Annotated in this window: 20 protein-coding genes and 1 pseudogene; 10 read left to right on the top strand and 11 right to left on the bottom strand. The window is 69.4% G+C overall.

Annotation, left to right across the window (positions count from 1 at the left end):
* Nucleotides 1-130: 130 nt before the first annotated feature.
* Nucleotides 131-494: pseudogene (locus tag ABZ923_RS15330) on the bottom strand (transposase family protein); the annotation flags it as partial.
* 68 nt (nucleotides 495-562) lie between these two features.
* Between ABZ923_RS15330 and ABZ923_RS15325 the strand changes: the two are divergent.
* Both ABZ923_RS15325 and ABZ923_RS15320 read left to right on the top strand, forming a co-directional pair.
* Nucleotides 563-1045, top strand: a complete 483-nt coding sequence (locus ABZ923_RS15325; RefSeq protein ID WP_361471113.1) for a hypothetical protein — start codon at nucleotides 563-565, stop codon at nucleotides 1043-1045.
* A gap of 124 nt (nucleotides 1046-1169) precedes the next feature.
* Nucleotides 1170-2918 (top strand): MFS transporter, encoded by a 1749-nt coding sequence (locus ABZ923_RS15320; protein WP_361471112.1) that lies wholly within the window; start codon nucleotides 1170-1172, stop codon nucleotides 2916-2918.
* 322 nt (nucleotides 2919-3240) lie between these two features.
* Here ABZ923_RS15320 and ABZ923_RS15315 read toward each other — a convergent pair whose 3' ends face one another.
* Entirely contained in the window at nucleotides 3241-3444 is a 204-nt protein-coding gene (locus ABZ923_RS15315; RefSeq protein WP_361471110.1) for a cold-shock protein, read from the bottom strand.
* A gap of 615 nt (nucleotides 3445-4059) precedes the next feature.
* Here ABZ923_RS15315 and ABZ923_RS15310 point away from each other — a divergent pair.
* Nucleotides 4060-4791, top strand: coding sequence for an alpha/beta hydrolase (locus ABZ923_RS15310; RefSeq protein WP_361471123.1), 732 nt, complete (start codon nucleotides 4060-4062; stop codon nucleotides 4789-4791).
* 583 nt (nucleotides 4792-5374) lie between these two features.
* Here ABZ923_RS15310 and ABZ923_RS15305 read toward each other — a convergent pair.
* The 3 genes from ABZ923_RS15305 to ABZ923_RS15295 form a co-directional block, all read right to left on the bottom strand.
* Nucleotides 5375-6049, bottom strand: a complete 675-nt coding sequence (locus ABZ923_RS15305) for a DUF402 domain-containing protein (RefSeq protein WP_361471108.1) — start codon at nucleotides 6047-6049, stop codon at nucleotides 5375-5377.
* Nucleotides 6050-6143: 94 nt separating this feature from the next.
* Nucleotides 6144-6881: an NIPSNAP family protein gene (locus ABZ923_RS15300; protein ID WP_361471106.1), complete on the bottom strand. Its 738-nt coding sequence runs from the start codon at nucleotides 6879-6881 to the stop codon at nucleotides 6144-6146.
* An 81-nt stretch (nucleotides 6882-6962) separates the two neighbouring features.
* Nucleotides 6963-7391 carry an Rrf2 family transcriptional regulator gene (locus tag ABZ923_RS15295; protein ID WP_361471104.1) on the bottom strand — a complete coding sequence of 143 codons (429 nt, stop codon included), beginning with the start codon at nucleotides 7389-7391 and terminating at the stop codon, nucleotides 6963-6965.
* A gap of 189 nt (nucleotides 7392-7580) precedes the next feature.
* Here ABZ923_RS15295 and ABZ923_RS15290 point away from each other — a divergent pair, with 189 nt between their 5' ends.
* Nucleotides 7581-7967: a DUF4440 domain-containing protein gene (locus tag ABZ923_RS15290; RefSeq protein ID WP_361471102.1), complete on the top strand. Its 387-nt coding sequence runs from the start codon at nucleotides 7581-7583 to the stop codon at nucleotides 7965-7967.
* A gap of 108 nt (nucleotides 7968-8075) precedes the next feature.
* On the opposite strand, the gene ABZ923_RS15285 is transcribed toward ABZ923_RS15290, so the two are convergent.
* On the bottom strand, nucleotides 8076-8924 hold the full coding sequence (locus tag ABZ923_RS15285; protein ID WP_361471100.1) for a helix-turn-helix transcriptional regulator: 849 nt from the start codon (nucleotides 8922-8924) through the stop codon (nucleotides 8076-8078).
* A gap of 138 nt (nucleotides 8925-9062) precedes the next feature.
* On the opposite strand from ABZ923_RS15285, the gene ABZ923_RS15280 reads away from it, so the two are divergent.
* The 5 genes from ABZ923_RS15280 to ABZ923_RS15260 all read left to right on the top strand — a co-directional run bounded on the left by ABZ923_RS15280 (nucleotide 9063) and on the right by ABZ923_RS15260 (nucleotide 16634).
* Nucleotides 9063-9842: an NAD(P)H-dependent oxidoreductase gene (locus ABZ923_RS15280; RefSeq protein ID WP_361471098.1), complete on the top strand. Its 780-nt coding sequence runs from the start codon at nucleotides 9063-9065 to the stop codon at nucleotides 9840-9842.
* Between the two features lie 384 nt (nucleotides 9843-10226).
* Nucleotides 10227-12431 (top strand): MMPL family transporter, encoded by a 2205-nt coding sequence (locus ABZ923_RS15275; protein ID WP_361471096.1) that lies wholly within the window; start codon nucleotides 10227-10229, stop codon nucleotides 12429-12431.
* Nucleotides 12432-12480: 49 nt separating this feature from the next.
* Nucleotides 12481-13674, top strand: a complete 1194-nt coding sequence (locus ABZ923_RS15270) for a sensor histidine kinase (protein ID WP_361471094.1) — start codon at nucleotides 12481-12483, stop codon at nucleotides 13672-13674.
* On the top strand, nucleotides 13671-14318 hold the full coding sequence (locus ABZ923_RS15265) for a response regulator transcription factor (protein ID WP_361471092.1): 648 nt from the start codon (nucleotides 13671-13673) through the stop codon (nucleotides 14316-14318). The genes ABZ923_RS15270 and ABZ923_RS15265 overlap by 4 nt, the downstream gene beginning before the upstream one ends.
* A gap of 255 nt (nucleotides 14319-14573) precedes the next feature.
* On the top strand, nucleotides 14574-16634 hold the full coding sequence (locus ABZ923_RS15260) for a serine/threonine-protein kinase (protein ID WP_361471090.1): 2061 nt from the start codon (nucleotides 14574-14576) through the stop codon (nucleotides 16632-16634).
* Nucleotides 16635-16683: 49 nt separating this feature from the next.
* Here ABZ923_RS15260 and ABZ923_RS15255 read toward each other — a convergent pair whose 3' ends face one another.
* The 4 genes from ABZ923_RS15255 to ABZ923_RS15240 all read right to left on the bottom strand — a co-directional run bounded on the left by ABZ923_RS15255 (nucleotide 16684) and on the right by ABZ923_RS15240 (nucleotide 20851).
* Nucleotides 16684-17250 carry a hypothetical protein gene (locus tag ABZ923_RS15255; RefSeq protein WP_361471088.1) on the bottom strand — a complete coding sequence of 189 codons (567 nt, stop codon included), beginning with the start codon at nucleotides 17248-17250 and terminating at the stop codon, nucleotides 16684-16686.
* Nucleotides 17251-17295: 45 nt separating this feature from the next.
* A complete protein-coding gene (locus ABZ923_RS15250; protein WP_361471086.1) occupies nucleotides 17296-18255 on the bottom strand; it encodes a DMT family transporter in 960 nt (319 codons plus the stop codon).
* An 86-nt stretch (nucleotides 18256-18341) separates the two neighbouring features.
* Nucleotides 18342-19076, bottom strand: a complete 735-nt coding sequence (locus ABZ923_RS15245; RefSeq protein WP_361471084.1) for a winged helix-turn-helix domain-containing protein — start codon at nucleotides 19074-19076, stop codon at nucleotides 18342-18344.
* A 44-nt stretch (nucleotides 19077-19120) separates the two neighbouring features.
* A complete protein-coding gene (locus ABZ923_RS15240; protein ID WP_361471082.1) occupies nucleotides 19121-20851 on the bottom strand; it encodes a protein kinase in 1731 nt (576 codons plus the stop codon).
* Nucleotides 20852-21122: 271 nt separating this feature from the next.
* Between ABZ923_RS15240 and ABZ923_RS15235 the strand changes: the two genes are divergently transcribed.
* Nucleotides 21123-21587, top strand: coding sequence for a hypothetical protein (locus ABZ923_RS15235; protein WP_361471081.1), 465 nt, complete (start codon nucleotides 21123-21125; stop codon nucleotides 21585-21587).
* 407 nt (nucleotides 21588-21994) lie between these two features.
* On the opposite strand, the gene ABZ923_RS15230 is transcribed toward ABZ923_RS15235, so the two are convergent.
* Nucleotides 21995-22669, bottom strand: a complete 675-nt coding sequence (locus ABZ923_RS15230; protein WP_361471079.1) for a nitroreductase family protein — start codon at nucleotides 22667-22669, stop codon at nucleotides 21995-21997.
* Between the last annotated feature and the right edge of the window lie 216 nt (nucleotides 22670-22885).

The raw sequence follows: 22885 nt of genomic DNA, 5'->3' as shown, positions 1-22885 counted from the left end.
ACCACACCAAGGACAACGCGCACAAGCTGATGCGCGCGCTCGGCGTCACCGCCGCCGAGCTGGACATCACGCCGACCGCGCGGCTGATGCTGCAGCGACCCCACGCGGACCTGTTTGTGGCAGTGGTTGTGCGGGTGTCAGCTCATGACGACCTGGTGGGCAGTGGAGTAGCGACAGTTCTTCGACTGCTCGGGCACCGAGTGGTCGCGGGTGGCACCAGGGTGCCGTAGCCGATGAGCACGGTGTCTTTGCGGAACTGCTTACGCTGCCGGAGCGCCAGCAACGGACCGATGTGGTCGATGATCCGGTCAGCGGCCGACTTGGAGATCCCGAACGACATGGCAAGCTGTCGCATCGTCAAATTCGTGGGCCGGTACGGCGTTACCAGCAGGACACGGTCCTCCAGCGGCAGGGCTCCAGGGCCGGCCGCGCTGCTGATCCGAGACTTGCTCACGTCCCACCGAGGCAACCAACTTGCTGAATCACAACGTGATCGTTTCCCTCAGGGGGAAGCAACCAACGCCCCGTACCTTCTCGGCCTGAGCCGGACCAGAATGCCGCCATGGCCGACGAAGAGCACCACAAGCCAGCTGCACGCTCCTTCCTGTCTTGCGCCACCGAGGTGGCGCGGCTGATGGATCTCGGGAACGCGGCCGACGTACCGGAAGCACGCCGCGCACGGCAGCTGGCCCATGCGGTGCGCAAGCCACTGCTCGAACGCACACAGCTGCCCGAAGAGTTCTTCGCCCCGTTGCTGGCCGCGGCCGTGTACGACCCGGACCACAGCTTCTGCCGCTGGTTCGTCGAACCAGCGGTCTACGCCTTCGGGCGTCGTCGAGTCATGACCGCGCTGCTCGACTATCTACGGACCGGCACGGAGGCGGAGCAAGCAGGCGCCAGGCGGGCCTGGTACTGCGCCCATGTGCCGCTCCGCGCAGACCGGTCTCCGGCCTACGCGCCCGATGGAAGTCGCCATCCCGCCATGGATGAGTCCCACGATGTAATGGACGAGTGGCGGGAAACCATTCGGCGATCAGCCATGTGACTAGTTACAGGCAGGCCTTAGACGTCCGCCGGGCAAAGGTGGGCAATAAGCCGGGAGGTGCAGGTGCGGTGCGGCAGCTCGCTGGAGGGCATGTAATCCGCTCAGTCGCAACCCTCCGGAAGCCATGAAATCACTCAACTGGCAAATCCGCCTGAGGGCACAAAATTGTTCAGTCCGCAAATCCGGCAGAGGGCACACAGTCAGTCCGACCGCAACAGTTCTGACAGGATTTTCTAAGCTTGACGGCGTCGTGGAGTTTGCTTATGGTCCAGTCGTTCAGGTTCCTGCCGATCGATATCGGAAGGTGTTCATGCCCGCGCCTCCAACGTTGCCGAAGTTCAGGCAGCAGTTGATTCTCGCTGTTCTCATGTTGTGTTCGCTGCTGATTTGGCTGGACAATACCGTCCTGAGTACTACGCTGGAGACCCTTGCAGACCCGGTCCGTGGACTTGGGGCCGATCCCGGTGAGCTGCAATGGGCGACCGGTTCGTACACTCTGACCTTCGCCACGCTGATGTTCACTGCAGGCACATTGGGAGATCGGTTCGGTCACCGAACCGTATTTTCCGGTGGGTTGGTAATCTTCGCCGGGTCCTCGCTGTGGGCGGCGTGCGCAAGCGATGCGGGCCAGTTGATTGCAGCTCGAGCTGTGATGGGGGCGGGCAGCGCGCTGATCACGCCCGCGAACTTGGCCATCCTTATGTGGACCTTTAGTGGTCCCGCGCGGGCTGCCGCGGTCGGTATTTTCTCGACGTCGGCCGGTGTCGGAATGGCTGCCGGCCCGGTACTGGCGGGTTTCCTGCTGGATCATTTCTGGTGGGGCTCGGTCTTTCTGATCAATGTCCCGGTCGCGGCATTGGCGCTTGTCGGGCTCGCCGCGCTGGTTCCCAATTTCCGCAGCCCCACTCCGCGGCCCCTGGACCCAGCTGGAATGTTGCTGTCGATCAGCGGGCTCGTGGCGTTGGCCTACGGGCTGATCCGGGCGGGGCAGGTGGCCGTGTGGAGTCGTGCCGACGTCTGGGCGCCGATCATTGTCGGTCTGGTTCTGCTGGCCGTTTTCGTCCTCGTCGAACTGCGTGTCAAAGTGCCCAGCTTTGATCCGCGGCTGCTCGCGCAACGCACATTCGGTGGCGGCAACGTGACACTCGGGTTGCTGCTCTTTTCTGTGGCCGCCATTACCTTCTACAACGCGTTCTACCTGCAAGGCGCGCTCGGATTTTCGCCGATGAAGGCGGGCTTGGCCAATATCCCGACCGCACTCGGCGCGCTCGCGGGGGCGCCCCTTGCCTCGCGCCTGGTGCGGCGCGTGTCGCTACGCCCTATCACCGTTCCGGCGCTGACCGTGGCTGCGCTGACCATGGGCGGATACGGATTCCTCGGGCTCCAGACTCCACTCGTCTGGATCGAGTTCCTGCTGCTGATACAGGGTCTCTCGATCGGCATGGTGATCGGTCCCGTTACAGCCGCGTTGATCAGCAACCTGCCGTTGGAACAGGCCGGTGCAGGATCGGCCGTCACCAACACCGTGCGACAGACCGGCAGCGTGATCGGAATCGCAGTAGGCGGCACGATCATGTCGATCATGTACCGACGTGCGATCGAACCATCGCTGGAAGGTGCACCCGGTCCGGTGCAGGATCAGGCGCGAGTTTCCGCCGAACAGGCCCGCCACATCGCCACCGCTATCCACCGGCCTGATCTTGCTCAGGCTGCTGACAACGCGTTCATCCATGCCATGCACGTCGGCGCGGGCTGGATCGCGGTCATCGCACTCCTCGGAGCAGCTGTGCTGCTGATTACCTTGCCTGCTGTCGGAAGGAAGCAGGGGACGATACCGCAGCCGGAACCCGCAGAGGCCCGCAGCTCCGTCTGAGAGTGGTGCCGGCCCGCGGCCTGCACTCCGCACCCGGAGGGGCGCCGACAGCCGCACCGCCTGCCGTGCCGATGGATGCCGATGGATGCGCATTGGGTGCGGTACCTGCGCATGCATCCGCTGCTCGTCGTACGTCCAGTGGCCACCACCCGGTGAGCCTCCGCGGTGGGGCGGACGGCGGTCGTAGGGCTGGGCGGTCATGGGCGGCGACGGGGATACCGAGGCCGCGGCGGCGCGCCATCGTTGCATGGGAGAAGGCCCGGATGACCGGGCCTTCTCCGGCTGCCTCTGGGTGACGAGCCCAGCGAGGCCAGCGGGGACGTCAGCCGCGGACGATGTTCTCGGCCTGGGGACCCTTCTGGCCCTGGGTGACGTCGAACGTGACCGTCTCTCCCTCCACCAGCTCTCGGTAGCCGGTGCCCGAGATGTTCGAGTAGTGGGCGAAGACGTCCGGTCCGCCGCCGTCCTGGGCGATGAAGCCGAAGCCCTTCTCGGAGTTGAACCACTTCACGGTGCCGCTGGCCATACTGCATCCTTCGATCTCGCCGGGGGTACCGGCCGGGTGAGTAGCGGGGACTTCCACTGTGGGAAGACACCCGGCGACCGTTCTACCCCGTCCAGGGCTCTGCTATTCGATCATCCGTCCACGAGTCGGTTACGTCTTGTCCGGGAGACGACGTCGGCCATGGCAGGAGCCGGCTCGGACGACCGCATCCGGGCATGCGCGATAGTCCAGGCTGCGGGTACTGACGGGATGCCGCGTGGGCGCAGGTCCAAGAATAGATACTCCAGTGCTTACCGCTGTCGCCGTCAGCGCAGCCCCCGACCGACCTACCGATCCACACCACCCCACCCGCAGCAGCGACCCGGCCACACTGACCGTCCCGGAGATCCGCCACCTACTCACCGTCGCCCTCAACTCACCGGCTACGTTGCCGATCAGGCTGCTGCTGCTCTGGTCGATCTGGCGCAGACACCACCAGGCAACCGCCCGGCGCAGCCACTACCGACGACGATCTGCCGATGAACTCGTCTGACTGAGCGACCCTGTTGGCCGCTAGAGCACCTTCCCGCACCTCCCTTGATCGTGGTCGAGACCGCGCCGATAGAGTCGGCTGGACGGCAGAACCTGGGGGAACTGATGACGGCAGCGGATGCAGTGGGCATCGTCTTCGTCCACGGGACGCGCTTCAGCGCGGGACAGTGGAGCGTGCAGCTTGCTGCACTCCGGGACGAATTTCCGGTAGCCGCCGTCGACCTGCCCGGCCATGGGAAGCGCTCGGCTCAACCCTGGAGCCTGAGCAGCGCGACCGAGATCATCGCTTCCGCGGTGGACTCACTCGACCGTGGGCCGGCTCTGGTCGTCGGGCACTCGCTCGGCGGATACGCCTCGCTGGAGTTCGCGCGCCGTAGTCCAGAAAGACTGCGCGGGCTGATCCTCGCGGGAGCCAGCGCATCCACCCGCGGCCTCTGGGCAGCGCCATACCGATGGGTCGCCAAGCTGGTACCTCGTATTCCGGCAGATCGGCTGGCCCAGTGGAACGACTGGCTGCTGCGGCGGCTCTATCCGCCGGAAGTGGTGGGGGCGACCATCCATTCCGGCTACGCCTTCCATACCCTGCCCGCGGCCTGGGACGAGGTACTGGGACGCTTCGACGCGGACGCGATGCGTTTCGTGGAGGCTCCGGTACTGATCCTCAACGGCGAAAGGGACACCGTCTTCCGGGCCGGCGAGGCGGACTTCGCCCGCGCGCATCCCCACGCTCGGGTCGAGCTGATCCCGAGAGCAAGACATCTCGCGAACTTCGACGACCCAGACGCCTTCACTGATGCCGTCCGCCGCTTCGCCCGCCAGCTCCCTGCCGCCAGCTGATCGCGCCAGCACCGAGACCGCCTGGCTCCCCTGGATACCCGGTTGATTGCTGTGCTCGGCCACAACGCGCTGGGGGATTGCGAAACCACGCTGGAGTAATAGACCGGCTCTGTTTACGCGGGGACCAACAAGGAATCCCGAACGGGCGGAACGGTCCGATGGCCGTGGCTCGACAACAGCACCGGCACAGGTGCGGCCCCGGCTGGGCGGGCGACTGCGGGCAGCCGTGCAGGGCGTGGCCGGCGGATCAGGGACGGATCAGGAATCGGCGAGCCGGAAACGAGCCATCGGTGGGCACGTCACGGCTGATGACGAGGGCCTCTCCTGTGTCGGCGAACTCCCAGCGGGCTCCCAGCGGTTTGCGATTGCTCCGGTCGCGGCGGGCCATTCGACGCGAACGACAGGGCGGCTCAACAGGCCCTCGAACCAGTCGGCGCTCCGTACGCCGAGATCGCCTGCCGTGCCGTCGGCTCGGAAGAATCCGTGCTCCGGTGACTCATGGAGGTTGAAGAGCTGGTCGGATACGTGCGTGACCGGCTCCGCTCCGGAGTCGCGCAAGGTCCTGGCCGTTGGGTCCCCGGTTTCAGCCACCTGTCGGCGCACCCCTGCGAGCGGTCGCCGCAGGCTGCGGAAGACGCGGGGCGGGCCAGGCCGGGTTCCATCGCCAGGCCGACCACGCGGCGGTGTCGGCGAAGGGCCCGGAGCGTTCGGCGAGCATCGCGAGGACTTCGTCGCGGGCGGCGTCGACGGCCTGGTGCTCGGTGTCGGTGACGATGCCGAGCCGCCGCACGTGCGCGTACTCGTCTTCGTCCTTCCACCGCCAGCTGCTCAGGTCGGGGGCGACGAGCAGGTCCACGGTCAGATCGAAGGTGTCGAAACCATCACCGGTGCGGACGGTGGGGCGTTCGAAGTTCACGTACCAGTTCCGCAGTCCGTCGCCGGTGTAGAAGGCGTTGACGCTGAACCACGCGGTCGGGGGTTTCCACAGCAGCAGCTCGGTCTCCTGCCACACCGCGGGCGCCAGTTCCCACTCACCACTGGCCATCGCGTCGAACGCCTTCGTCCGCACCGACCGGTCGCCGTCCTCGCGGGCCTTGATGTACAGGGCGGGCCAGCGGGTCTCGGCTCCCGGCGGACAGGCTGCGACCAGGCCCTCGCTCGTGTCGGCGACGAGACGCAGCGCGTGCTCACTCCACACCCGGCCGGGGCGGTGCACGTCGCGTCGTACGACTGTCTGTCCCGTCTCGAAGCTGTGCACCCGTTCCTCCTTCGCCTCGGCCGGGCGGTTCGGCGCGCGGTGTTCAGCCGAACCGGGCCCTCTGTCCCCTGGCTCCTTGGCACTCACCGCAGACTCACCGCAGTATCGACCGCTCGGTGGGTGCCAACCGTAGCCGCTGCGGGGCCTTGGCCCACCGTTCGGAAAGGGTCGGCAGCACCTCCTCGCGCCAGCGTTCCGACTGCTGCAAGCGATTCAGGTGGTGGTCGATGTGGCCCTCGTCGGTGAAACGTGCGAACCATACGAAGACCTCCTCGTTCGTCCGTACCGGCAGCGCAGGGAAGGTGTTCGGGGCGTGTTCCGACCGCAGGTACGCCAGTGGCTCGGCGCCGGTCTCGGCCAGTACGGGTCGCACGCGCTGCTGGAAGAACTCGACGAACGCCGTGTCGAACGGGGCGTGTCCGTACCAGATCGTGGCGAGGACAAGCGACGGTGGCGATGGCGCCGGTTCGCCGGGGGCCGGCCGGGTGCCGACCGGCGCTGGGAACCCACCGCGCGCCGAGGCGGGCCGCAGCAGCAGCACGTCATCGGAGTCGACCATCGTCGCGTTCGCCTCGTCACGGTGTGCCTGCCAGACCGGCCCGCCGTAGAAGCTCTCCAGGGCCTTGGCACGACGCGGCATGTCCTCGAAGCCGCGGAGCCAGACGAACCGGTCAGGGTCGTCCAGGTCACGGAACTGCCCCAGGACGGTGGCACCCACCGCCTCTCGGGTCTCGACGAACTCCCGGTCGAACAGGTCGATCAGTACGTCTCGCTGCCCTGGGTGCAGCGTGTACTGCCGCAGTTCGACGACCGGACACCGTAAGGCTTGCACAGTCTTACTCCTCCTGGGATGGCTGGAACAGTCTTTGTTACAGCAAGTGGTTTGGCGGCTGCCTGGCTATCGACCTGTCGGCTAGTTCACCAACGTCTCGCGCAGTACATCGGCGATCGACGTGTCCGCCAGCTCACGCCGCATGACCTGCTCGACCCGGCCGTAGACGCCGCTCAGGGCGGGCCGGATGCCCCGGCCGACCGGACACTCCAGATTGGGCTCGGTGCGGTGCAGGCCGAACGGTGGCTGCGCGTCGACGGCGTCGTACACCTCGAGCAGGGTGATCCCCTCGGGTTCGCGGGCCAGATGCCAGCCCGCACCGGCGCCGTGGCGGACCTCCACCAGGCCGGCTCGTCGGAGGTCACCGAGGCAGCGCCGGATGATCACGGGGTTGGTGTTGACGCTGGCCGCGATCTGCTCCGAAGTCAGAACCTCCTGGCCGCGGCGCTGTGCCAACGCCAGCCAGGCCAACGCGTGCGTCGCGATGGCCAATCGACTGTTCGCCGCCATCGCCCCTCCTTTTGCTGCAACAGCTTCTGTTACACCCACCGCGCAGTCAAGCCACGGCAACGAGGTGCGGTGGCCTTACGGCGCGCGGAGCGAACCTGGGCGGACTCGACCAGTTAGAAGGGGTGGCTTCTCGTGGCAGCAGGTGAAATCGGTTGCGCGGGAAGCCACGAGGTCGGTGACGATACGTCCATGGACAGTGCGACAGACGATGTGGAGCAGGCGATCGCCTGCGAGTTGCAGCTCATGGATCCGCGGGTCCGTGCCTCCCGGGAACGCGCCGCGCAGCTTCTCGATCCGGAGTTCGTGGAGGTCGGCGGGTCGGGGCGGCGATGGACGTATGAGGCCATGCTCGGCGAACTGCCCGAGCTCCCGGGCAGTTCGGCGGATGGTGCCCGATATGAGCCCTCGGAGATCTCGGGAGTGCTGCTCGCGCCCGGCCTGGTGCATCTGACCTTTGAGACCATGCTCGGCGAACGCAGGACCAGGCACAGTTCGATCTGGCGGAAGGGGGATCCGGCCGCAGGCTGGCGGATGTACTACCACCAGGCCACGCGCGTGCCGCCCGGGGTGGATTAGGTACGGCAGACCTGGGTGGGGCGGTCTGGTCGGAGGCGGGGCCGGGGTCGGGGTCGGGAAGAAGGTCTCGGTCCACGGATCCTCTTCCAACGGCCCACTGCCAACAGGTTACTCGCGGGCTTGGGCGTTCACTGTGGAGTGCGCGTCAGTGCCGTTCGTGCTCAGGCTCGCGAGCAGGCGCAGCCCGTCCTCGGCGGGGCTGCCGGGGGGCGCGGACAGCACTATCAGCTCCTGGCCCGATTCGTCGGGTAGTGCGAAGTTTTCCTGGTGCAGTTCCAGCAGTCCGACCAGCGGGTGTCGGTACGCTTTGCGTCCATGGGTGCGGGCGCGGACGTCCGCGCGGGCCCAGAGGCGGCGGAAGCGCTCGCTGCCCATCGCGAGCTCGCCGATGAGCGAGGCCAGGCGGGGGTCCTCGGGGTATTTGCCGGCGGCCAGGCGCAGGTGTCCGACCACGTCGGTGGTGCATGTCTCCCAGTCGGCGTACAGGCCGTGCTCGTTCTCTTCGAGGAAGATGTGCCGGGCGATGTTCAGGCCCGGCATCGGCCGGCCGAAGAGGAGCCCGGCGAGGTGGTTCCCGGCGAGTGCGTCCAGACGGTGGTTCATGATCAGCGCGGGTGCGTCGGTGACCAGGGTGAGGACCCGCATCAGTTCCGGCCGGACCCGCCCGCCCGGCGCCTTCGCCCGGCGGCGGTGTTGCCGGGCGAGCCGGTCGAGGTGCCCGCGTTCGGTCTCGTCGAGGCCGAGAACACGGGCAAGGGCGTCGAGGACCTGCTCGGAGGGCTGGGTCGCGCGGCCCTGTTCCAGTCGTACGTAGTAGTCGACGCTGACCCCGGACAGGTGTGCCACCTCTTCGCGGCGCAGCCCTTCGACCCGGCGGCGGCTGTCGGTGGGGATTCCGACGGCTGCCGGGTCGACCCGGGCACGCCGAGTCCGCAGGAAGCCCGCAAGATCGTCCATGTCTTCAGTATGGCCTCGGTGGTGCCTGTAAGGGTGGTACTGCTGTTACCAGGAAGTCCCGTCCGGTGGAAGAGGCGTCCCTGAACGCCGGCCGCCGTGGCGTCCAGGATCGAGGGCATCCGATCCGAAGGAGTTCCCATGAAGACGCTGATCGTCTACGCCCACCCGGAGCCGAAGTCGCTCAACGGCTCGCTGAAGGACCTCGCGGTGTCCACATTGGAGAGCGTCGGGCACGAGGTACGGGTGAGCGATCTGTATGCGATGGGCTGGAAGGCGGTCGTGGACGCCGCGGACTACGGTTCCGCCGCCTCGAGTCCGCTGCAGGTCGCCCGGGACTCGGGCCGGGCCTTCGACAGCGGGACGCTCACCCCGGACGTCCGGGCCGAGCAGGAGAAGCTGCTGTGGGCCGACATGATCATCTTCCAGTTCCCGCTGTGGTGGTACTCGATGCCCGCGATCCTCAAGGGGTGGGTGGACCGGGTGTTCACCTTCCACTTCGCATACGGCGTCGGCGAGCACAGCGACACCAAGTACGGTGAGCGCTTCGGCGAAGGCACCCTCGCGGGCAGAAGGGCGCTGCTGTCGGTGACCACCGGTGGCCCGGAGCCGCACTACGCCGCTCGCGGGATCAACGGCCCCATCGACGATCTGCTGTTCCCGATCCAGCACGGCATCCTCTACTACCCGGGCATCGAGGTGCTGCCCCCGTTCGTGCTCCACGGCACCGACCGGATGACCGACGAGGCCTACGCGGACGCCGCCAAGGCATGGGAGCAGCGGCTGCTGACCCTGGAGTCGACCGAGCCGATCCCGTTCCGGCGGCAGAACTTCGGCGACTACGAGATCCCCTCGCTGCACCTGAAGGAGGGGCTGGAACCCGCGGGCCGCACGGGTTTCGGGCTGCACGTGCGGGGCTGACCGCCGGCGATGAACACGACGAGCCGGGGCGCGAACCGCATACGGTCCGAGGGCGGGTGGCGGCGGCCGACGCAACCATGCCTTCCCTTCCCTGAGCGCCCCGGCTCCGCAGCCCGAGCCGGAGCCGGCCCCGAGCTTCGGCTGACGAAGCCACCACGGCCGTCACCGCAGTGGGCTGTGCCGTTGACTCGACAGCAGTCTTGTCGTCCGCGGGTCTCTCGCCGCCGTCCGCTGGTCTCCCGCCGCCGTCCGCTGGTCTCTCGCCTTGCCAGACGGCCTGGTTCGGCTTCCACTGAGCCGGACCGGGGTCCACCAGTCGGTGGACCCCAAGTTCAACCGGTCGCTGCTGTCGGCACCACAACCCCGCCGAAGAGCATGATTGCCATGAGTAATCTTCCCGTACGCATGGCCCGTTGGAGCGCCGCCCACCCGTGGCGGGGCATCGTCGGCTGGTTCGTGTTCGTCGTCCTGTGCCTCGGTGTCGGCATCTCGGTGGGCGCCAACGCGGCGACCACCGAGGACTTCCGCATCGGAGAGGCGGGACGCGGCGAGGCGCTGGCCGCGGAGGGCGGGTTGCAGCAGCGCCCCGTCGAACACGTCCTGATCACCGCGAAGCCGGGCACCGGAAATCTCGACATCGCAGCGGCCAACTCGGCGGTCGCCGACGTCGTCGCCCGGATGGGCAGGCTGCCCGAGGTGCTCTCGGTCGCCGACCCGGTGCGCAACGCGGGCGGTACGGCGGTGCGGGTCACCGTCACCATGAAGGGCCCGGAGCTGGAGGGCAAGAAGCACGTCGACCCGCTGATCGAGCAGACCACGGCCGTGCAGAGGTCCCATCCCGGGCTGCGCGTCGAGGAGACCGGGTCGCCGTCCATCAGCAAGGGCGTGGACAAGCTGCGCGGCGACGACCTCTCGCGCACCGAGGTGATCGCCCTGCCGGTCACCCTCGTCACCCTGCTGCTGGTCTTCAGCTCCGTGGCGATGGCCCTCGTTCCGCTGCTGCTGGCCCTGTCCTCGATTACCGCGGCCGTCGGCCTGTCGATGGTGGCCTCGCACGTCTTCCCCGACGCGGGTGTCGGCACCAACGTCATCCTGCTCATCGGCCTCGCGGTCGGCGTCGACTACACGCTCTTCTACCTCAAGCGGGAACGTGAGGAGCGGGCGCGCGCCGGCGGCGAACTGAGCCCGCAGGCCGTCGTCGAGCTCGCCGCCGCCACCTCCGGACGGGCCGTCGTCCTCTCCGGTCTCGCCGTCGCCGTCTCCAGCGCCACCCTCTACCTCGCCGACGACGTCATCTTCTCGTCCATCGCCACCGGCGCGATCGTCGTCACCCTCGTCGCCATCGTCAGCTCCCTGACCGTACTGCCCGCCGTCCTCGCCAAGTTGGGCATGCGTGCCGAGCGCCGGGCCGAGCGCCGGGCGCCCCGCGGGGTCGCGCCGAAGAAGCGGAAGGGGCACAGGACCGGCCCTGGCCGGCTGACCGCCGCCGTGCTCCGCCCCGTCGCCAAGCACCCCGTCGCCACGCTCACCGTCACCGTTGTCGGACTGCTCGCCCTCGCCGCCCCGGTCCTCGGCCTCAAGCTCACCGACATGGGCCGCGAGACGCACTCCCGCTCCATCGTCGCCATGCAGGTCTACGACCGGCTGAACGCGGCGTACCCGGAGCTGAAGTCCATGCACCAGGTCGTCGTCCGCGCCGACGCCGACCGCTCGCCCGAGGTGACGGCCGCGCTGCGCGAACTCGCTTCCGACGTCAAGGACGACCCGCGCCTCAGCGGCACCTCCAAGCTGACCACGTCACCCGACAAACGGATCAGCATGCTCCAGCTACAGGTCCCGCACTACGTCAGCAGCGACGAGGCCCAGTCCTCGCTGAAGGACATCCGCGACACGTACGTCCCGCAGACCGTCGGCCGCGTGCAGGGTGCCGAGACCGCGGTGACCGGTGACGTCGCCCGCTACACCGACTACCCGACCCACCAGGAACGGAAGCTGCCCCTCATCATCGGGGCGCTGCTCCTGGTCACCTTCGCCATGACCGTCTACGCCTTCCGCTCCGTGGTCCTCGGCCTGGTCGGCATCGTCCTCAACCTCCTCTCCGCCGCCGCCTCGCTCGGCATCCTCGTCCTGGTCTTCCAGCACACCTGGGCCGAAGGCCTGGTCGACTTCCACTCCACCGGGTCGATCGGCTCCCGTGTCCCGCTGTTCCTCTTCGTGATCCTGTTCGGCCTGTCGATGGACTACCAGGTCTTCGTGATCAGCCGGATCCGGGAGGCCGCCTTGCGCGGAGTCCCGACCCGCAGGGCCGTGATCGAGGGCATCGGCAGCTCGGCGGGCGTGGTGACCAGCGCCGCCGTGGTCATGGTCACGGTGTTCGCCAGCTTCGCGGCCCTGCACCTGATCGAGATGAAGCAGATCGGCTTCAGCCTCGCGGTCGCCGTGCTCCTGGACGCCTTCGTCATCCGGATGCTGGTCCTGCCGTCCCTGATGCTCCTGCTCGGCGAGGCCAACTGGTGGCCCTCCCGCGGAGTGCGCCGTGCCCGCCGCACCACTGGGCAGTCCTCCCGCACCCTGGAATCGGTAGGCTGACGAGATCGGCGCCGGATCCTCAACTCCCCTACGAACGAGGTGAATCAGCGTGATTCAGTGGCAGCGGCAGCCGGGTGACCGGCTGCCCCAGGACCGGGTCCTCCGCTGGAGCCTGGCAGGCTGGATCCTGTTCGGTCTGCTGCCACAGGCCATCGCCGTGCTGGACGCGTCGCCGGCCCGGAGGTACTGGCTGTTCGGCCTGCTCGCCCTGATCGCGCTGTGTCACACGGTCGTTCTCAACCGGCCGGACAACCCCGTCCTGCGTCCCCGTCCCTACCTCGGCGTCCTGGCGCTCGTCCTGGGCGCGACGGCCTACGTTCTGGACGGCGGGGCCGCCTTCTACGTGGTGTCCCTGCCGCAGTTCTGGCTCTTCACCCGCACCCCGCGGGACGCGATCACCCTGAGCGGGGCCGCCGCGGCCCTCACCGTGTTCGGCGGCACGCTCGGCCAGGGCTGGAGTCCCCAATTCCTCACGGGTAACGTGGTGTTCACCGTTGTCGCCTATGCCGCCGGGGTGGGTCTGGGGCTGTGGGTGCACCGCTTCGTCGGCCGGAGCAACGAGCGGCAGGAGCAGCTGACCGCGGAACTCGCCGTCGCCCAGCAGGAGTTGGCAGCCGCCTATCAGCGGCAGGGGGCGGCTGAGGAGCGCGAACGGCTCGCCCGCGAGATCCACGACACCCTCGCCCAGGGCTTCGCCTCCATCGTGGTGCTCGCGGAGGCGGCCCGCGCCGCCACCGTCACCGACCCCGTACGCTGCGCCGAGCAGCTCACCTCCATCGAGCAGACCGCGCGCGAGAACCTGGCCGAGGCCCGGGTGCTCGTCGGCTCCGCCCCCGAGAGCGGTGTCGCGGCAGGCTCGCTGGCCACCACCCTGCGCAGAACCCTGGACCGTTTCGTCCAGGACACCGGCCTCACCGTCACCGCCGAACTGCCCGACATGGACCTGGACCAGCGCACCCGTGTCGCCCTGCTGCGCTGCACGCAGGAGTCCCTCGCCAACGTGCGCAAACACTCGGGCGCCTCCGCCGTCAACGTCGTCCTGGCCGAATGCGCGGGCGGTGTCGAGCTGGAGATCACCGACGACGGCTGCGGCTTCGTCGTCGAGGAGTCCCGTGGTTTCGGCCTCGACGGCATGCGCCGACGGCTGGCCGAACTCGACGGCGAACTCGCCGTCACCAGCTCCCTCGGGGACGGCACCCGTGTCCTCGCCAGCCTTCCCACGCACAGTCAGGACCGACCATGACCGACACCGCGTACGACCGGATCCGGGTGGTCGTGGTCGACGACCACGCCGTGATGCGCGCCGGAGTCATCGCCCTGCTGGCCAACGAGCCCACCATAGAGATCGTCGGTGAGGCGAGTGACGGCCGCGACGGCGTCGACCTCGTCGAGCGGCTCGCCCCCGATGTGGCCCTCCTCGACCTGCGGATGCCGGTGCTCGACGGCGTGGCCGCCACCGCCGAGATCGTCGCCCTGCCGACGGCCACCCGGGTGTTGATCCTCACCACGTACGACACGGACGTCGAGATCGAACGAGCCGTGGAGGCCGGCGCCGTCGGCTACCTCCTCAAGGACACCACCCGCGAGCAGCTCGCCGACGCCATCCGCTCGGCGGCGCGCGGTGAGACGGTCCTCGCGCCCAGGGTCGCGGAGCGCCTCGTGGCCCGGATGCGCCGTCCCGAGCCGGTCGCGCTCACCGCCCGCGAGCGGGACGTGCTGCTCGCGGTCGCCGACGGCCTGTCCAACGCCGAGATCGGCCGTCGTCTGGTCATCGGCGAGGCCACGGTGAAGACGCACCTCCTGCGCGTCTTCGCGAAGCTCGACGTCAGCGACCGCACTCGCGCCGTCGTCCTCGCCCTGGAGCGCGGCCTCCTCGCGCGCTCCTGAGGCCCGGGCGCGCTGGAACGCACCGGTCTCCTGGAATCGGCCGTCCCCGCGGGGCCGAGTTGGCGAGGTGAGCCGGCATGCTCCGCGCGGTAGACGCTAAAAAGTTACGGGCGCGGGGCTGCCTGCCCGTGGCCCTGGATTCCGTCTTCCTGCCGGTGGGCGCGCGGCCGCTGTGGGATCGTCGTTGCGGTCCCGCGGAGGCGGGTCGGGTGCGACGGGGTGCGGGTGGCAGATGTCCGGACGGGGGTACGGGTGGTGTCGCGGGTTGTGGGCGGGCGTTACGAACTGGTCGCGTTCGTCGGCCGGGGCGGTATGGGCGAGGTCTGGGAGGGCCGCGACCGTGTGATCGAGCGTCGGGTCGCGGTCAAGCTGCTGCCGTACGACCGACGGGGCGACTTCGGCGCGGAGTTGTTCTTCCGCGAGGCGCGCACCGCGGGCGGGCTGAACCACGCCGGTGTGGTGACGATTTTCGACCTGGGACAGGACCCCGACGACGGCACCCTCTATCTGGTGATGGAGTTCGTCACCGGACGGGACTTGGACACGGTGCTCCGCACGGACGGACTGCCCGGACTGTCCACCGCCGTGGACTGGGCGGCCCAGACCGCCGCGGCGCTGCAAGCCGCTCACACGGCAGGGGTGATCCACCGGGACCTGAAGCCGGCGAACCTCATGCTGACCGGGGACGGCCGCATCAAGATCCTCGACTTCGGCATCGCCCGGTACATGGCGTCGACGCACAAGTCGAGCAAGGTCATCGGCACGCTCGCCTACATGCCTCCCGAGCGCTTCGGTGATCATTCCGGAGACGCCCGCTCCGACCTGTACTCCTTGGGGTGCGTACTCCACGAACTGCTCACCGGACGCCCTCCGTTCCAGGCCGGCGAGCCCGTCGCGTTGATGGCCGCCCACCTGAACACGGCCCCGCAGCCACCGGGTCTGACGCGCGACGGTGTGCCAGCAGCTCTGGACGCCCTGGTCATGGCCCTCCTCGCCAAGGCCCCCGACGACCGTCCTGCCTCGGCGGCCGAGGTGTGCGACGCCCTCCGCGGCCTTGACGTCACGCCACCGGCGTCCGGTGCCGGAGCGCGGCCGTCCGGCACCGCCACGGAGACGGTGACCGCCCCGCTCACCGCGATCGGCGGGGACGCGGCTCCGGTGCCCGTGCCGGAACCGGCGGCGGACGCGTCGACGGCAAAGAGACACATCAGCCGCCGCACCGCGCTGTGGCTCGGCATCGGTGCGGCCACCAGTACCGGCATCGCCGCCGCGGGCTTCACGCTGTTCGACCACGACACCCCCGACCGGCGGCTGCGGTGGCGATGCACCGCCAAGTCCCCGGTCACCTCGTCCCCGACGGTGGCTGACGGAGTGGTGTACCTGGGCGGCACCGACGGGAACGTGTACGCCCTGGACGCCGCCACCGGGAAACGGAAGTGGCGGTACCCCACCGGTGGAAGGGTCGAAGGGACACCCTCGGTGGCCGGGGGCATGGTGTACACCGGCAGCGCCGACGGGAACGTCTACGCCCTGGACGCCGCCACCGGGAAACGGAAATGGCACTACCCCACCGGCACCAAAGCAGAAGCGGCTCCAACGGCCGCCGACGGGGTGGTGTACGTAGGAGGACACAGCGAGGTGATCGCCCTGGATGCGGTCACCGGGAGGAAGCGGTGGGTCGTCCTGTGCGATTCGGGTCTCGAACTGCCGGTGGTGGCCGGCGGGGTGGTGTTCGTCGCCGGGTTCGACTCGGTGACCGCCCTGGACAGGACCACCGGGGAGAAGAAATGGGTACGCCGCGCGAGTGACTGGGGCTTCGGGCGCAGTGTCGAGTGGGACGACACCCCGGAGGACTGGGCTTTCACGTCGCCGGCAGTGGTCGGCGGGATGCTCTACATCGGCAGCAGCAAGCGGATCTACGCCCTGGACACGGCCACCGGCGCCAAGAGGTGGGCCCACGACACGGGCAACCGGACCGGGTCGGCGCCGGTGGCCGCGAACGGCGTCGTCTACTCCGGGTGCGACGACAAAAAGGTGTACGCCCTGGACGCGGCCACCGGAAACAGGAGATGGGCCTTCGACACCGGTGGAAAGGTCGAGGGGACGCCGAGGGTCACCGGGGGAATCGTGTACGTCGGCAGCGCCGACCACAAGGTGTACGCCTTGGATACGGACACCGGGCAGGAGAAGTGGTCCTATGCCACCGATGGAGGGATCCAGTCGTCACCGGCGGTCGCGGACGGTGTCGTCTACATCGGCAGCCGGGACCATTCCGTGTACGCGCTGGACACCGTCATCCACGACGGATCCGCCTGACCCTCGTCAGTGACGAACCCGGTCGTGTACGGCAGCCGGCACGGTTCTCTCACTCCTCGCATCCCCCGATGTCGTCCTTGCAGCCCTCCACGTCGGCGGGAGCGATCGTACTGAGCCGCCACTGCACGAGCCCCTGGGTGTGCCGGTCCGCGGCGGGGATCCGGGCGGTGAAGCGGCTGCCGGCGGGGATGTTGAACCGGTCGGCCTCGCGGTCGCCGCACGTCACCTCCCACTCGCTTTCCGCGCCGGCGCCCGCGAGGGTCAGCGTCAGCGTGTGGTCGGCGGGTGCCTGGCAGGCGATGTCGAAGGTGTGGGGCCGGTTCCCCTTCGGGGTGAAGGTCTTGTCCAGCCCCCGGGCGAGGTCCTCCATCCCCTCGTCGACCCGTGAGGCGCCGTCGGTTTCCACGGCGTTCAGGGCACGGGTGGCGCGTCGCATGGCGTCTTCCCGGGGTGCCTTGCCTTCCCAAGAGGGGGCCGGAGTGGTGGAGGTCGGGGCCGAAGAGGCCGTGGGGCCGGGTGCGGTCGTCGTCTCCCGGTTCTCCTGCTCCGCGCAGCCGCCCGTCAGGGCGGTCGCGGCGACGATGAGGACGAGGGCGAGGCTTTGGCGTGCACGCACGGGAAGCTCCAGTCGGTGGAAGGGGGGTACCGCCGCGTCCCAGTGCTATCGCGCTGGTGCGTCGGCGGGTTGGGACACGGGTGCGTCCGCTCGTACGGCGGCATCCTTCCGAGTCCGGGGGCGGTAGCGGGAGACGGCCACCCCGGTCAGGCACAGCAGGCCCCCCAGCAGTGTCAGCCAGGCCGGGACCTCGCCCAGGAGTATCCAGCTCAGCAGGACGACGACGGCCGGCACGGCGTAGGTGGTCGCGCCGAGTTTCCCGGCCGGCATCCGTGCGAGAGCGTACGACCAGGTGGTGAAGGCGAGGGCGGTGGGGACTCCGCCCAGATAGACCATGTTGAGGCTGGCGGAGAGCGGCGCCCGGGGGATCTCGGCGACCAGCTGTCCGGCGAACGGCAGGCAGGCCACGGTCCCGGTGAGGCAACTGAACGTGGTGATCTGCAGCGGTGTCCCGTAGCCGAGTGCGGGCTTCTGCGCGATGACCCCTGTCGCGTATGCCACCGCCGCGAGCAGGCACAGCGCCACCCCGAGCACCGACGTCGAGCCGCCGCCTTCGGACGACATCGACAGACCGACGACTACGGCGCCGACGAAGGAGACCGCTGTGCCCGTCACCAGCCGCGGCGGCAGCCCCTCGCCCAACAGGCGTGCGGCGAGGAGCGCCATGAGAATCGGCCCGGTGTTCACGAGCAGGGACGCGGTCCCCGCGTCGACGAGGCGTTCGCCCCAGTTGAGCGCGACCATGTAGCCGCCGAACCACACGAGTCCGGACAACAGGATGCCTTTTCGGGCCCCGCGCGGGGGGAGGCCTTCGCGGCGCACGAGGAGCAGCGTCACCAGGACGAGCGAGGCGACGAGCAGTCTGCCGAGGGCGAGTGCCCCTGGAGAGTAGGCGGCTGCGGCGCTGCGGATGGACACGAATGCCGAGGCCCAGGCGAACACGGTGAAACAGACGGCACCGCCGGTGAGGAGGGCAGGGGGAAGGGCACGCGGAGGGATCTTCATGTCTACGACCCTACACCCCAACACTTCGGTGCTCACCGAAATATTCGCTTGGCCTCCGGATGTGGCCGGTGCTGTGGGGCGCCCCCCTAGCTCCACGCCTGCGGTGTGAGGCCCAGGAGTTCACCGAAGGCCTCCTCTCCTGCCCGCGTCACGAGCAGGGCCCGTCCGCCGCCCTCCGGGCGTACCACCCAGCCTTCGGCCAGGGCCCGCGCGCACAGCCGCGCCCCGACCAGGCCGCCCAGGTGGCGCCGGCGTTCGGTCCAGTCCAGGCACGAACTCGCCGGCGGCCTGCGCCCCGCCCCCGTCACGTCGACGCCCGCCTCCTCGCACCAGGCGAATCCGGCTCGCGTCAGCGCGAAAACGCCTTCCGTGCGCAGCAACCCCCGGTCTGCCATCGCATCCGTCACCGCCATGCCGAGCCTGCCCGCGAAGTGGTCGTAGCACGTGCGGGCCCGCACCAACGGGTCCGGTGCGGCAACCACCGGCACGGCGTGGGCCGCGTCGCGGCCCGGGACGGCGTGCGAGGCCAGTTCGTCGACCAGACGGGCGGTGGCCGCATCGGCGATGCGCACGTAGCTGTGCCGCCCCTGCCGCTCCGTCACGCACACCCCCGCCTCCAGCAGGCGGGTCAGATGCCCACTGACCGTGGAGGGGGCGACCCCAGCGGCGCGGGCCAGCTCACCCGCCGTCCAGGCACGCCCTTCGAGCAAGGTCATGCAGATGGCGGCACGAGTCTCATCGGCCAGGGCCGCGGCGAAGGAGGCAAGCCGCGCGGCGGGAGCCGGAGCATCCGCCGGTTCGGAGGCAGGTACGTGGTCCATGGCTCCAGGATGCCTCATTACTTCGGTGAACAGCGAAACGAACATCAGGACGTGCGGCGACTGCGGTGCACGGCCTCGGGCGCACCCGCGGACTGGGCGCCCTCTTCGCCGAGGGTGATGGTGTCGGCGTCGGCGAGCTGGACGACGTACAGGTGGCCGGTCTCGCACTGCAGTGAAGTGTCCGAGCGGTCGGTGGGGTGACTGGTGACCGCTTCGAAGGTGGCCGTCGTGCCGCGCACGGCTCGCAGTGCGAGGGCCTCCGTGCAGCCGACCTCCCGGCCGGTGCCGACCTCGGTGATGTTGCTGACCTGCTTACCGGCCAGTTCACCCACGGAAGCCGTGTGCAGGGTGAGGGTCACCTTGAAGGAGTTGGTGCGCGGATGCAGTTGGCCGTCGGCGTGCGGAACGCCCGGGCCCGTACCCGTCCACACGCCGGCCCACTTGACGGAGAGGGCAGGAGCGGAGGCGCTGGGAGACCGGGAGGACGAGGTGCCGTCGCCGTGGTCGGCCGTGTCGAACGGGTGCAGCAGCATGATGCCGGTCGCGACGGCGACGACGGTGAGGGCACAGGCGGCGGCCATCCAGCGGACGCGGCGGCGCGCGCGGATGTACGCGGGGTGGTGGGCCGCGTACGACGGCGAGGAGGAGCCTGGGTGCCCGGGCGGGTTCGCCCCCGCGATGGCGGAGGGGGGATACGGCGCGGCCGTGCCAGGGGCCGGATGGCCGGCGGAGGGCGGGACCACCGCCCCGGTGGTCGTCGGCACTCCCGGTATCCCGGGCCCGGGCGCCGTCCGGGCCGTCGAGGCCGGGTGGTCCGGCGGCACCGCGCACCGGTGGGCGACCTCCGCCTCCCGCGCTTGGAGGTCGGCACCGAGTCCGGGTGGAAGAGTCCGCTCCCAGGCGCCGGCCCCCGGCGCGGTCCCGGCTCCGTACGCCCCCGCCCGAGGATCGCCGACGGTCCCCTCCCCCGACAGCGATGCTGCCAGCTCTGCGCTTCGTGGCCGGTCCTGCGGATTCTTCGCCAGACAGCGGGCGACGAGTTCTGCGAGGTCGGCCGGTACGCCGTCGAGGCGGGCGTCCTCGTGGACGATGCGGTAGAGGAGCAGGGGTGCCGAGGGCTGCTCGCCCGGTAGTTCGAACGGGCCGGTGCCGGTGGCGGCGAAGACGAGGACCGCGCCCAGGGAGAAGACGTCACCCGCTTCGGTGACGGTCCCCTGAACGGCCTGTTCGGGCGCCAGATAACCGGGAGAGCCGATGACACCGCCGGTACCGGTGAGGCGGGAGTCGTCGGCAGCACGGGCTATGCCGAAGTCGATGAGCATGGGCCGGACTCGACCGAGGAGGACGTTGGACGGTTTGACGTCCCGGTGGGTCAGGCCGCAGGCGTGCACAGCGGCCAGCGCGCCGGCGAGTTCGCCGGCCAGGACACGCAGGGTGGCAGGCGGCAGCGGGCCGTGGGCGGTGACCCAGTCCGCGAGGGCGGGCGCGGCGACGTACTCGGTGGCCAGCCACTGCGGGCGCTGGCCTGGCGGGCTGAAGTCCACGACCGAGACGGTCCACGGAGACCGGACCCGGTCGCTGGTGCGGATCTCCCTGGAGAAGCGCTTCTCGAAGTCCGGCGCGGCGGAGAGGTCGGGGCGAACCGTCTTCAACGCCAGCGGGCGGCCCGCCGGCGTGCGCGACAGGTAGACCTGGCCCATACCGCCCGCACCGAGCCGCGCCAGCAGCGGGTAGCCGCCGATCACGGCCGGATCCGTGGACTCCAACGGCTGCACGTACGCCTCCCCCTGGTCACCGCACCCCGTAACCGCAGCAGAATACGGCCACGTTGACGGTCTGTACTCGAGCAGGGCCTCGGCGGGCACAGTCACCCCGACTCCGGGCCGCTGGTCCGCCGCCCACCATCTCGCTGGTGATCCGTCATCGAGGTACTCATGGCCTACCGCCCGCGGCAACAATGAGACTTGAACGCTATGTGATGGCTCGGCTACGGGCCCCTCCTCCCAAGCGCGCTCGGAGCCCGACTTCCAACTTCCAGGGGGCAGAGTGACATCGGCGATCGTTGGCCTGATAGGTGCAGCCCTCGGCGCGTTGACGGCCCTGTTTGGCTCGGCCCTGTCCGAACGACGGCAAGCACGACACGAGGCCGCGACATGGCGCCGGGACCAACGGGCCGCCGCCTACGACGGCGTCTTCCACGCGCTGACCAAAGCCGCCAGTTACCGCCACAAGATCCCCGCAGGGGGTACGCCCGACGAGGCCCTCCTGCAGCAATGGTTCGACGATCTCGTCGAAGTTCAGTACCGCCTGCGCCTTCTGACGGCCCACTGCCATCGTCCCGGTGGCGGAACGAGCCTCCCCGTCGCTGTCCAGCAGATGAACACGGCCCTCGCCCTCCTCGGAGTAGGTGACCTGACCAAAGCGGCAGACGCCGCCGACGAGACGGCTGAGCTGATCGCCAGGTGCGCGCGAATCGACATGGGCAACGAGCCCGCAGCCGCATGGAGGTAGACCCAGTTGACCGAGTGCGGCAGCGACTTCCGTCGCGCTCAGCCCGTCTGCCGGCTCGGTGACGGCCGGCCGGTCCGCCGCGGCCACCGTGCAGACGGCCGTGACCGCGGGGGACGCCCAGAACGTGAAGCTCACGGTCCGTGGAAGACGGTCTACGAACTCTTCGGCCGCTGATCGGCCGACGGCGCCTGGGGTCGGCTCCTCGCTCATGTCCGGCAGCACCGCGATGTAGGTCGTCGCCTCCCGGCCGTGCAGCAGGCCGGCCGTGGCGACGACGATGCTGCCGGCGCAGACGCCGGTGGTGAGGAAACGGCTCGTGGGCCAGTCGCGCGCGGGCCCCGTCGGCGAGCGGAGGACGGGGCCCGGAGCGGTGGAACTGCGTGGCATGCGGCGGGCGCAACGGTGCGCTAGTGCGTGGGCCCGGCGGAGCGCTGTTCCCAGCGGTCCCAGTGCAGGACGTGCTCGCGAGGGATCCGGCGGGCCGGCTTGAAGTCGGTGCCGATGGTGTAGGCCAGCGGAATGAAGGCGGCCAGCATGATGTCGTCGTACGGAACGCCGAGCACGTCGGCCAACTCCCGCTCCAGTGGCCCTTGCGCTGTCGTCCAGGTCGTACCCAGGCCGCGTGCCCGGGCGGCCAGCATGAAGCTCCACACCGCCGGCAGGATCGAGCCCCACACCCCCGCTTGCACGGTCACCGGGGCGTGGTCGGTGCGTCCTTCCACCCCGGGGATGACGAAGGCGGGCACCCGGTGGATGTTTTCGACCAGGTGGCGCAGGCCGTCGAAGACACGCTCGGTGGAGTCGGGGTGGTAGTTCATGCGCCACGCGTCGCGTTCGGTCAGGGGATGTCCCGGGGCCAGTGGTAGGGCGCGCAGGAAGATGTCCGCGACGGCCCGCCGCTGGGCGTCTTCGGTGACGACGATGAAGTGCCAGCGCTGCCGGTTGCGGCCGGTCGGCGCCTGCGTGGCCAAATCCACGCACTCCTCGATCAGGGAGCGCGGGACCGGGCGGTCCAGGTCCAGGCGTTTCCGCACCGCGCGGGTGGTGGACAGGAGTTGGTCGGTAGTCAGGTCCAGGGTCACGGCCGCTTCCTCTGTTTCGGATGTACGGGGTCGGTGGGCGTCGTGGGGTGGTCGGTCACGGACCGTGTGTCCCGACACGAGCCACTGGAGCGTGCCCTCCGACAGCGTCAAGTCGGGTCCGAGGGCGGGCGGGGCCCGGGGGTAATCGGCTGCGGCCGTCGGGCTTGACCATGCCAAATCTCCATCTCCATACAGACAATCTGCTGACAGATGATT

The sequence above is a fragment of the Streptomyces sp. NPDC046881 genome (assembly GCF_040645015.1).
Taxonomy (GTDB): Bacteria; Actinomycetota; Actinomycetes; order Streptomycetales; family Streptomycetaceae; genus Streptomyces.
Note: the sequence above shows the minus strand (reverse complement) of the source record. Positions and strands in the feature narration are given on the sequence as shown.